This is a genomic window from Kitasatospora sp. NPDC002040, from assembly GCF_040296785.1.
GTDB lineage: Bacteria > Actinomycetota > Actinomycetes > Streptomycetales > Streptomycetaceae > Kitasatospora.
The window spans coordinates 250,644-262,347 of sequence record NZ_JBEOXV010000002.1; the positions used below are offsets into that span (position 1 = coordinate 250,644).

Sequence of the window (11,704 nt, forward strand, 5' to 3'; positions counted from 1 at the left end):
GTTCACCAGCTGGACTCGTGCTTGTTGTGGGCAGCAGGGAGCGGTAGCCTCCCCGGGACCGCCCCATTGGTACAGACCAATGCGACGGGATCGCCACCTCGATGGGCCGTCAGTCCCGCTGTGGGGTCCCGGGATTCGCTGTCGGCCGCCGGGGTCTCCACCGAATCGCACCGGAGAACGCCATCACTGCCACCACCGTTCCATCCACCGCGACGACCGTCCCCGCGCTCCTCGACGCGCGGGCCGCCGAACACCCGGACCGGGTGGCGCTGCAGGTCCTCGGTGGCGGTGAACTCAGCTACCGCCAGTGGCAGCAGGAATCCCTGCGAGCCGCCACCGGCCTGGCCGCAGCCGGGATCGGGCCGGGCGACCGCGTGGTGCTGCGCTTCTCCAACGCGCGCTGGGAGCGCTACGCCGTCGCCTTCCTCGCCGTCCAGTACGCGGGCGGGGTGCCGGTGCCGGTGCGCGAGGACCTGTCCGAAGGGGACGCGGCGGCGCTGGCCGCCCTCGCCGACGCCACCGCGGTCCTGCGCGAGAGTGAACTTCCCGCCCTGGCAGGGCTGGTGGACCTCCGCCTGGAGGACCTGCTGGCGGCGCACCCCGAACCGGTGTCCGAACCGCCGCACCGGGTGGGCCCCGACGATCCGGCGCAGGTGATCGGGACCTCCGGCACCACGGGGGCGCCCAAGGGGGTGCTGGCCGCGCACGGGAACCTCACCGCCGGGCTGGCCACCAACCCCCGCCGCCGCGCGTACGCGCACTCCCGGTACGCGCTGCACGCCTTCCCGATCGGCACCAACGCGGGCCAGGTGATGCTGCTCAACGCGCTGACCGCCGCACCCGCCACGCTCAGCCTGCCGCGCTTCGACGCGGACCAGTTCGGGTCCGCGGTCGAGAAGTTCGGGGTCGGCACGGCCTTCCTGGTGCCCTCGATGGCGATCGAGCTGGTCAACGCGGGCACCGCCGGGCGGTACGACCTCAGCAGCCTGCTCCTGGTCAACTCCTCGGCGGCCGCGCTGCCCGTACCGGTGGCCACCGCGCTCGCCGCCGCCCTGCCGACGGCGATGCTGGTCAACACCTACACCTCCGCCGAGGCCTCGCCGGCCCAGATCTCGACCGTGGTGGACACCCGCCGCCCCGGCTCGCTGGGACGTCCGGCGGACCCCGGCGACCTCCGGGTCCTCGACCCGGACGGGGCACCGCTGCCCGTCGGCGAGATCGGTGAGGTCTGGCTGCGCCAGCCCGGGCCGCCGCGCGGATACCTCGGCGCCGAGGGACCGAACTCCCAGGTGTTCCGCGACGGTTGGGTACGGATGGGGGACCTCGGCCGGCTCGACGCCGAGGGCTACCTGTACCTGGTCGACCGCGAGAGCGACGTCATCAAGAGCGGCGCGCTGAAGGTCTCCACCCTGCGGATCGAGGAGGTCCTGCACGAGCACCCCGCCGTGGCCGACGCCGCCGTGCTGGGCCTGCCGCACCCCGTGATGGGTGCCGTCCCGGTGGCGGTCGTGGTGGCCGGGGCCGGCGGCCTCGACCTGGACGACCTTCGGCTGTTCCTGAGCTCCCGGCTGAGCCGGCCCGAGCTCCCGGTGCGGATCCTGCTCGCCGACGACCTGCCCAGGAACCCGACCGGCAAGGTGGTCAAGCACCGGCTCCGTCCGCTGTTCGACGCCCCGGCCGCGGCGGCCGGTCCGGTGCTGGCGCCGGCCTCCGCCACCGAGGTCCGGCTGGCCGAGCTCTGGCGGCGGCTGCTCGGCCGTCCGGTCGTCGATGTCGCCGCCGAGTTCTTCGCACTCGGGGGCGACTCCTTCCGGGCCGTCCAGCTCGCCACCGGCATCGGCACCGAGTTCGGGATCAGGGCCGGTACTGCCGTGATCTTCGAGCGGCCCTCGCTGCGGGCCCAGGCCGCCTGGATCGACGGCACCGGACGGCAGCGGACCGGCCCTGACGGAGCATCGGCGGGGGACGGGACGGTGACGCCCTACCTGACCGCGCTCCGGGCCCAGCCGCACGCCATCGCCCTCACCTCCCAGCAGGAGAACTTCTTCCGCTGGATGGCCGAGGCCCCCGGCCGGGACGCCGGTGCCGTGACGGCGCTGTTCCGGGTCACCGACCGGCTGGAGCCGCGCACCCTCGGCGAGGCGCTCACCGAGGCGGTCCGGCGCCACCCGGCGCTGCGCACCAGGTTCGAGCCGGTCGGTGACGGTGTCGTACGGGCCGTGCTGGACCAGGAGCCCCGGGTGCGGATCACCCTGACCGAGGCACCCGGGGCCACCGACGCGGAGGTGGACGCCCTGCTGCTGGCCGAGCGGGACCGCCTCACCGACCTCGCCGCGGACCCGATGGCGCGCCTGCTGGTGGTGAGCCGGTCGGAGACCGACCACGTGGTCCTGGTGGCGATGCATCACATGGTCTCGGACGGCTGGTCGGTGGGTGTCCTGCTGGCCGACCTCGGGGTGCTCTACTCGGCCCTGCGGCGCGGCCGGACCGCCCCGCCGGTCCGCTCGGGCGCCGGCTACCAGGAACTGGTGGACTGGGCGAACGCGCACTGGCCGGTCTCCCGGGCCCACTTCGGGGCAGCCCTCGCCGGAGCGCCGGAGGCCGTCGAGCGGTTCGCCGGCCGCCGCGAGGTCGCCGAAGTGCTGACCCAGGCCCACGAGTTCGAGGTGGACGCCGAACTGGCCGGAGCTCTCCGGGCCCGGGCGTCCGAGCTGGGCGCGACGCCCTTCCTGGCGGTCACGGCAGCCTGGACCGGGCTGCTGGCAGCGCGCAGCGGTTCGCCCGACCTGGTGGTGATGACCCCGGTACCCGGGCGCCCGCGCCCGGACGCCGAGCGGACCGTGGGCTGCTTCGTCCAGTCGGTGCTGCTCCGGGTGGACGTCGGCGGGGGGCCCGGTTTCGCCGAGCTGGTGGACCGCCTGCGGACGGTCTACAGCGAAGCACTGGACCACCAGCTCTACCCGTTCGCCGAGTTCAGCCCGTCCGTGCCGTTCGCGGCCTGGCTCCGGTACGAGGCGTGGGCGGCGCCCGCGCAGCTGCCGGGTCTGTCCTGCGGCCCCTGGGAGCTGCCGCGCGGGAGTACGGTCCCCTGGCCGCTGCCCGGCGGGGACCGGGGTGTGCCGGAGCTGACCGTGGTGGAGCAGCCCGACGGCAGCCTGCGCTGCTGGCTGCAGTACAACGCGCTGGCCTTCGACCTGTCGGTGATCGCGGATCTGGCGAAGCAGTTCACCACCGCCCTGGCGGATGCCTGCCGCTGACGGACGGGCCTTCGGGGTATCCGGCTCCTGGGCGACGCCCGACCACCACCCGTCCTCGGCCCGGACCGTCCCCCCGGAGCAGTCCGGGCCGAGCGGGTGCGGCTCGGGCTCAGGCCGAGGCGCGGAGCACCAGGGTCGGCTCGAACAGGACCGAGGTGGGTCTGGCGGCGGGCTCGGCCAGGTGGGCGAACAGGATCCGGGTCATCTCGGCCGCCATCTCCTCGACCGGCTGGCGGACCGTGGTGAGCTGGGGCCGGCCGACGGTGGCCGCGCTGCTGTCGTCGAAGCCGACCACCGCGACGTCCTCGGGGACCCGGCGGCCGTGGTCGGCGAGCACCGAGAGCGCGCCCCTGGCCATCAGGTCGTTGGCCGCGAACACCCCGTCCAGCGACGGGTGTTCGGCCAGCAGGCGGGTCATCGCGGCCTCGCCGCCCGCCTGGGTGAAGTTGCCCTCGGCGGAGGGCACGTACGGGTGGCCGCGCCGGGCCATCGCCTCCCGGAAGCCGGCCAGCCGGTCCCGTCCGGCCGGGACCTCGGCCGGGCCCGCGATGGTGACCGGCAGCAGGCTGCCCCGGCCGGCCAGGTGGTCGGCGGCGAGCCGACCGCCGTCCCGGTTGGCCACGTCCACGCAGCTGAGCGGCAGCGGCTCGTCGGGGCGGCCGAACAGGACGGCGGGCAGCCCGGCCGCCAGCAGCAGGGCGGGCAGCGGGTCCTCGGCGTGGGTGGAGACCACCAGGGCGCCGTCGGCGTTGCCCTGCCGGAGGTAGGAGAGCACCTGTTCGCGGGCGGCGGGGTCGTCGGCGAGCATCAGCACGGGGTGCACACCGAGCGGCCGCAGCGCGCTGAACACTCCGCTCACCACCCGGCCGAAGAACGGGTCGGTGAAGACCTGACTGCGGGTCGACTCCTCGTCCCCCACCGCGGCGCCGGTGCCGGAGACCACCAGGGCGACCGCGCCGGCCCGCCCGGTGACCAGGGAGCGGGCGGCGCCGTTGGGTACGTACCCGGTGGCGGCGACCGCGTCCCGGACCGTCTGCTGGAGCTCGGGGTCGACGTTGCGGACGCCGTTGATGACCCGGGAGACGGTGGCGCGGGAGACGCCCGCGACCCGGGCGACGTCCTCCAGGGTGGCCGTCTTCCGATCGGCCGCCGAGGGTAGGGCTCTGCTCATGGGGTCGTTTATAGCACGCTGAGAGAGCGCTCTCCCAGCTCTCCCGGAACTCAAGTCAGTACTCCACCCAACAGATCAGCACGGTGGTCGCGACGGTCCGCGCGACGTTGGCCCGCGGGCGCGGCGGGGTGCCCAGGGTGGCCGCGAGCGCGGAGACGTCGACCACCAGCACGGTGTTGTCCTTGCGCACCACCACCGAGCCGTCCGCGCGCTCGAACGCGCCCTCCCCCATCCCCTCCAGTACCGTGACCGGGCCCGCCACGGCCCGCTTCGCCTCGAAGTAGGCGGTGGTCGCGCCGGCGTCCGCCAGGTCCTTGACGCTCAGCCGCATGGTCGAGCCGTCGGGGTAGGCGTAGTCGCAGGCGTAGACGTCCTCGCTCCAGCTCGGCTGGAGCGGGCTGCGCGCCGCCACCCCGAGCGCGCCGGAGATGTGCTCGGCGGTGCGCCCGGTGCAGACCAGTCTGGCCTCGTCGGACGGGCCCTTGGCGGGCGCCGCCGCCCGCGCGGGCGATGGCGACACCGGTGGCGGAGCCGCCTCCGCACCGGCGCACCCGCTCACCGCCAGCAACAGGACCAGGCCCAGACCCCGGGCACCGCTGCGCCAGCTCTTCATCTGCAACTCCCTTGGAAAGTACGGACGATGCCGCACCGGTGGCCGCAGGAGGCGGTCACCGGCGCGGCGCGGGTCGGTCAGGGCAGGCGGTACTCCGCGTTGAGCGCGGCACCCCGGCCGGGCTGGGTCTCGTCGTAGCCGCGTGCGTCGCACTGGAGGCCACCGATGACGCAGTGGTTCACCAGGGCCGCCAGCGTGGGCGCGTCCCAGGCGTTGAAGAAGTCGTAGTGGAAGGAGAAGCCCCGTCCGCTCGACAGGTGCAGCTGGCTGAGGTCACCGCTGCCGGCCGGGAAGGCCATCTTGAACTCGATCATCGGCAGCGCGACCGGGTGCGAGGTCGGGCAGATCCCGTTGATCGGGTAGGCCATGTGGCTCTTGTGGTCCGGCGTGTCCAGGTACAGGCCGTTCCAGCAACTCGGCGCCTGGTAGCGCAGGTTGATCTGGGTTCCGGCCGGGCAGCTGACCGGCAGGTCGATGTTGCGGTAGCTGTCCCCGCACTCCCACCCGGCCACGTAGCCCGCGTTGGTGGCGAACTCGGTCGCGGTGGCGGTGGGGCTGCCCACCACGAACCGCAGGCCCGGCGGGAACGGCCGGACGCTGGTGTAGTCGATCACCCCGGTCTTGTAGTAGATGACCTGCGGACCGGTCGGCATCACCGGGGTGCTGCCGTTGTACATGGTCGGCATCCAGTAGCCCGACTTGTCACCCGGCGCCACGCAGGAGGTGTTGCCCGCCTGCAGCGAGGCCAGGGTGGAGTTGGCGTCGGTCACGGTGCTGCCCAGGAAGGTGTGCATGTGCGAGGCACCGGCCTGGCCCGGGTAGACGATCGGGTCGTCCGGCAGGTTCCTGGTCACCGAGCAGTTGGCCTGGAACTCGTGGAAGTACGTGTTCGGCGGCACCTTGGTGGACGGGGTCACCCCGGTCACCTGCGGGTTCGCCAGCACGTAGCCGGTGGTGCCGAGTTGGACCGAGCCGAACACCTTGAACTCGTACAGCGAGTAGCCGTACCCGGTGGCCCGGGCGGTGGCGTACAGCCGGATGTACCGGCCGGTGGCCGCCAGGTTGATGCTCTGGCTGCCGCCGGTGGCGTTCGCGGTCGACTGGACCGTGGTCCAGTTCACCGCGTCCGGGGACACCTGGAGCTGGTAGGCGCTGGCGTACGCGGCCTCCCAGAGCAGCTCGACCCGGCTGATCGAGGCGTTGCCGCCCAGATCGATCCTGATCCACTGCGGGTCGCTCCAACTACTGGCCCAGCGGGTGCTGTTGTCGCCGTCGACGACCGCGCCCGCCGGCGTGGCGGTGGTCTCGATCGAGGAGGCGACGACCGGCCGGGACTGCGAGATCAGGCTGTCCGCCGCGGTCGCCTGCTGGGTCACGCCGCCCAGGCCGAGCAGCGAGAGCAGGATGGCGAACGAGGCGAGCAGCGCGCTCCGGCGTGGCCGGCCTCGGGAGTGGTGTCTGGTTCTCATCTGACCCTCCAGGTCAAACGGGATGGGTGGGGGATCGCCCGGGGCCGGAGTCGAGGACCGGCCCCGGGAGTTCGTTGGCCCTCGGGGGTCAGGAGTAGACGGCGAACTCGTAGAGCGAGTTGCCGTACGCGGTGCCCCGCTGGGTGATGTTCAGCCGCACGTAGCGGCCGGAGCCGGTGACGTCGAAGTCGTCCACGCCGCCGCTGCCGTTGGCGGTCGACCAGAGCGTGGTCCAGGTGCTGCCGTCGTTCGAGCTCTGCACCTGGTACGCCTTGCCGTAGGCGGCCTCCCAGCCCAGCTGCACGTGCCGCAGGCTGGTCACCTGGCCCAGGTCGACCTGGAGCCACTGGTTGTCGGCCCACTCACTGGCCCACCGAGTGCCCCAGTTGGCGTCGGTGGCGTACGAGGGCAGGTAGGGGGCGCCGTTGCCGACCGCCTGGTAGGTGGAGGCCGTGGTCGGCTTCCCCAGTGCGACGTTGGTGCCGCTCACCGGCGGGGCGACCACCTTGAACGACTTGGTCTCGATGCCGACGTTGCCGTGGCCGTCGTAGGCGTAGACGTAGACCTTCCAGACGCCCAGGGTCTTGGGCGCGGTCACGGTGAACCGGCCGTCGGCGGTCTGGGTGAAGTCCACCTGCTGGAAGCCGGTGCCGCCGTTCAGGTACTTGGCGCAGTACAGCAGCTGGTACCGGATCAGGTCGCCGTCCGGGTCGGTGGCGTTGGCGGCGATGGTGAAGGTGCCGCCGGCCGGGACGGTCGCGGTGTTGCTGAGCGACATGTCCGAGATCACCGGCGGGCGGTTGCTGCCCGGGTTGCCGCCGTAGCCGCTCGCCACCGAGTAGTAGCTGAGCCGCTTCCAGCCGCTGGGCACGGTGTTGTACCAGACCCCGCCGAAGTCGTTCTCGGTGCCGTAGTGGAACACCGTCGCGCCGAGCGAGACCCCGGTGTGGCCGCTGATGCAGGCCCAGTTGGCCAGGTAGGCGTCGCGCTTGGTGATGTCGCTCGGCTCGGTGGGCACGCCGTTGGCGTCGTTCGGGACCTCCCACTCACCGGCCTCGCCGGACTCGGTGATGATGTACGGCTTGGTGTAACCCCCGGCGATCCAGTCCGACTTGACGTTGCAGACCGAGCCGTAGGAGTTCACCGCGAGCAGGTCCAGGCTGGGCGTGTAGTCCTTGTAGTACTTCCACGCGCCGGTCCAGGCGTCGGTCGAGGTGACCGGGTGGTCGGTGTCGATCGCGTGGATCGCCTTGGTGATCTCCTCCACGTACTTGGCGTAGGCGATCCGCTGCTGCTCGACCGTGGTGCCGTTGTAGGTGTGGTCCTGGGTGGTCAGCAGCACCTCGTTGCCGACGTTCCACATCAGCACGCCCGGGTGGCTCTTGTAGGTGGTCACCCACTGCTTGATCTGGTCCAGCGTGGTGCTCTTGTAGGCGGTGTCGTTGACGTAGTCGGCGCCCTGGTTGAGCCAGAAGCCGTTCACCACCCTGATCCCGTGCGCGGCGGCGGTGTCGAGCAGCGGCTTGCTGCCCGCGTCGGTGCCCCAGGTGCGCAGGGTGTTGACGCCCATCGACTTGAGGTCGCGGATGTAGGCGTCGATGGCGCTGTTCGCCGGGCCCCAGGTGATGCCCTTGACGGTGTAGGGGGCGCCGTTCACGGTGAGCTGCCAGTTGCCCTGACCGCCCGTCACCTTGACCACCGAGGCGCCGGTCGGCACCGCCGGGTCGGTCATCGGGGCCGGGGTGGTGCCGGTGGTCTGCGAGACGGTCACCTTGTCGATGCTGAGCGCGCCGCCGGAGGAGGTGTCGGCGCCCGGCGAGGTGCAGCCGCAGACCGCGTTCGGGTAACCGCCGCCGATGCCGAGGTTGAAGACCAGGTAGAAGCCGTGCTGGACGGCCTTCTGCCAGGTGGCCACGCCGACCTGGGACTCCTTGACCCGCCAGACCTGCCGGCCGTCCAGGTACCAGCGGATCTCCTCGTCGGTGACGCTGCGGTCGATGATCGCGGAGTAGGTGTGGTAGCCGGTCTGGCAGCCGGTGCAGCTCGCCAGGCCGCTGGTCATCCCGTTGTACTCGTTGCAGTTGCCGCCGGGGGCGGTGCCGCAGTGCAGGGTGGCGGAGAGCTGGCTCCGGCCGTTCACGTTCTCCAGCACGTCGATCTCGCCCGAGCCGGGCCAGGAGGTGAAGCCGTCCCGGTTGGCCGCGCCCATCAGCCGGAACGAGGGCCAGTAGCCCTGCCCCTTGGCCGGGTTGGGCTGCTTGACGGTGGTGGAGATCTGCAGCTGCCCGCCGGCCGGGGCGGTGAAGTCGGAGCGGCGGCTCTCGATCCGGCCGGAGGTCCAGGCGGTGCCGTTCTTCAGCGCGGTCAGGTTGAGGTTGCCGCTGCCGTCGAGCGAGACGTTGGCCGGGGCGTTGGTGTTGGTCTGCACCTCACCGGTGCCCCAGTTGGCCGGGCCGCCGGGGTAGTTGGTGCCGGTCTGGACGGTCCAGTCCGCGGCCGAGGGGCCGGTGCCCGCGGCGCCGGAGAAGTCCTCGTTCCACAGCGTGGTCCAGTTCCCGGGCGGCGGGGTGGTCGGCGGCGGCGTGGTGGGCGGCGTGCTGCCGCCGGTGCCGGTGCGGACCTGGAACTCCCAGAGCGAGTAGCCGTACCCCGTGCCGCGCACGGTGCCGTTCAACCGCACGTACCGCGCGCTGCCGGACACCGCGAGCGTCTCGGTGCCACCGGCACCGGTGGTGGTGGAGTACGCGGTGGTCCAGGTCGTACCGTCCGTGGACAGCTGGATCTGGTACGCCTTCCCGTACGCCGACTCCCACTGCAGCACCACCTGGCAGACCGGCTGGGCCGAGCCCAGGTCGACCTGGATCCACTGCGGGTCGGCGTTCGAACTCGACCAGCGGGTACCGGCGTTGCCGTCCACCGCGTTGGCGGCCGCGGTGCCGTAGTTCTCCTCCGAGGAGGCCGTCACCGCCTTGCCCTGCGCCGCGTTCGCCGTCCCGCAGCTGCCGCCCCCGCCGCCGCCCCCGGCCGTGCCGAAGACCTGGAACTCCCAGAGCGAGTAGCCGTACCCCGTGCCGCGGGCCGTGCCGTTCAGCCGCACGTACCGCGCGTTGCCGGACACCGGAATCGTCTCGGTGCCACCGGCACCGGTGGTGGTGGAGTACGCGGTGGTCCAGGTCGCACCGTCCGTGGACAGCTGGATCTGGTACGCCTTCCCGTACGCCGACTCCCACTGCAGCACCACCTGGCTGACGGCGGCCGTCGCACCCAGGTCGACCTGGATCCACTGCGGGTCGGAGTTCGAACTCGACCAGCGGGTACCGGCGTTGCCGTCCACCGCGTTGGCGGCCGCGGTGCCGTAGTTCTCCTCCGAGGAGGCGGTCACCGCCTTGCCCTGGGAGAGCAGTGCGGGCGCGGCCTGGGCCGCCGTGATCGGGAACAGCATCAGCAGCGCGGCGACCAGCGCCAGCGCGACCGGGCCGGCCACCGAGCGCCACCGCAGGGGTGGCGAAGTGGCCTGATGGACAGTGGAGTTGAGCATGGCGTGACTCTCCAAGGTGAGCAGTGCGGAAGGGGGGCAACCGGACCTTCGCCTGCCGCCGGCTCCGTGGGGGTGGCCGGGCGACGGCAGGGGTGGACCGGATGTCCGCTCTGGGAGAGCGCTCTCCTGGCGTTGAGATGGTTGCGCGGGTGTTTCCGTTGTGTCAAGCACCCTGGCAGACCCGGTCACTGACACCGAGTTCAGCCCGGCCTCTTGACTTCTCCCGCACCCCGGGCCAGGCTCCAGCTCCATGGGAGAGCGCTCTCCCAGATGATCCCGGTCCGACCCGCCCCGTGCCCCGGCCGACGCATCCGCTCCCCCGCCGTGCCCCGCCCGGCCGTCACCCAGGAGACCAGCACCCATGCGCACCAGCACCAACAGAACCCGGCGCCTGTCCGCCCTCGCCGCCGCGCTCACCCTGCCGCTGCTCGCCACCGCCTGCTCCAGCAGCGGCGGTCCGGCGGCGGAGGACCCCAACGCCAAGATCACCCTGACCGTGAACCTGTTCTCCGACTTCGGGTACGCGGACCTGTACAAGCGCTACCAGGACCTGCACCCGAACATCACCATCAAGGAGAACCGGGCCGACCTGGGCGCCCACCACCAGAACCTCCGGGCCCACCTGCTGGCCGGGTCCGGCGCCGCCGACATCGAGGGCATCGAGATCGGCCAGGTGGCCGGCTTCAAGCCGCAGGCCGACAAGTTCGTCGACTTCCTGACCAAGGGCGTGGACCGGAACCAGTGGGTGCCGTCCAAGACCGCGCCCGCCTCCAGCCAGGACGGCTCCGCGCTGTTCGGCCTCGGCACCGACATGGGCGGCATGGCGCTCTGCTACCGGACCGACCTGTTCAAGGCGGCCGGGCTGCCCACCGACCGCGACCAGGTCTCCGCGCTGGTGGCCGACTGGCCCGCCTACTCCGCTGCGGGCAAGCAGTTCCTCGCCAACAGCCCGAACAAGAACGTCCGTTGGTTCGACAGCGCGGGCAACCTGTTCAGCGCGGTGATCGCGCAGGCCCCGGTCGGCTTCTACGACGAGTCCGGCAAGACCGTGGTGGAGAGCAACCCGGCCGTCAAGGCCGCCTTCGACTCGGTCGCCGCCGCCGTCAAGGACGGCCAGTCGGCCGGCATCCAGGCCTTCACCCCCGCCTGGGACACCGGCTTCCAGCAGAGCCAGTTCGCCACCGTCGCCTGCCCGGCCTGGATGAGCTACCAGTTCAAGGCCAACCCGCCCGCCGACGGCGGGAAGTGGGACCTGGCCCGGATTCCCGGCGGCGGCGGCAACTGGGGCGGCTCGTACCTGACCGTGCCCAAGCAGAGCAAGCACGCCACCGCCGCGGTCGAGCTGGCCAAGTGGCTGACCGCGCCGGAGCAGGAGTCCTGGCTGTTCACCGAGAAGGGCTACTTCCCCTCCGACCAGGCGCTCTGGACCAAGCCCGAGGTGGCCGGCCACACCGACCCGCTGTTCAACGGCGCACCCACCGGCAAGATCTTCTCGCAGTCCGCCAAGGACCTGAAGCCGCAGCCGCTGGGCGCCCACGGCGCCGAGATCGGCACCGCCCTGGGCAACGCGCTGACCTCGGTCGAGCAGGGCAAGGCCGATGCCGCCGGGGCCTGGAAGAAGGCCCTCGCCGACATCGCCAACATCACCGGCTGACC

General features: G+C 72.2%; 6 protein-coding genes. 2 read left to right on the plus strand and 4 right to left on the minus strand.

The genetic code is table 11. From position 1 onward, the window contains the following. Positions 1-182: 182 nt before the first annotated feature. Positions 183-3,257 (plus strand): class I adenylate-forming enzyme family protein, encoded by a 3,075-nt coding sequence (locus ABT118_RS06560; RefSeq protein WP_350646288.1) that lies wholly within the window; start codon positions 183-185, stop codon positions 3,255-3,257. A 109-nt stretch (positions 3,258-3,366) separates the two neighbouring features. Here ABT118_RS06560 and ABT118_RS06565 read toward each other — a convergent pair whose 3' ends face one another. The 4 genes from ABT118_RS06565 to ABT118_RS06585 all read right to left on the minus strand — a co-directional run bounded on the left by ABT118_RS06565 (position 3,367) and on the right by ABT118_RS06585 (position 9,952). Continuing rightward, positions 3,367-4,428, minus strand: coding sequence for a LacI family DNA-binding transcriptional regulator (locus ABT118_RS06565; protein ID WP_350645376.1), 1,062 nt, complete (start codon positions 4,426-4,428; stop codon positions 3,367-3,369). A 55-nt stretch (positions 4,429-4,483) separates the two neighbouring features. Next, positions 4,484-5,041, minus strand: coding sequence for a hypothetical protein (locus ABT118_RS06570; RefSeq protein ID WP_350645377.1), 558 nt, complete (start codon positions 5,039-5,041; stop codon positions 4,484-4,486). 77 nt (positions 5,042-5,118) lie between these two features. Further along, positions 5,119-6,510, minus strand: a complete 1,392-nt coding sequence (locus tag ABT118_RS32720) for a DUF1996 domain-containing protein (RefSeq protein WP_502884490.1) — start codon at positions 6,508-6,510, stop codon at positions 5,119-5,121. 88 nt (positions 6,511-6,598) lie between these two features. Beyond that, positions 6,599-9,952: a discoidin domain-containing protein gene (locus tag ABT118_RS06585; protein WP_502884512.1), complete on the minus strand. Its 3,354-nt coding sequence runs from the start codon at positions 9,950-9,952 to the stop codon at positions 6,599-6,601. Positions 9,953-10,409: 457 nt separating this feature from the next. Here ABT118_RS06585 and ABT118_RS06590 point away from each other — a divergent pair, with 457 nt between their 5' ends. Further along, positions 10,410-11,702: an ABC transporter substrate-binding protein gene (locus ABT118_RS06590; protein ID WP_350645381.1), complete on the plus strand. Its 1,293-nt coding sequence runs from the start codon at positions 10,410-10,412 to the stop codon at positions 11,700-11,702. Positions 11,703-11,704: the final 2 nt, after the last annotated feature.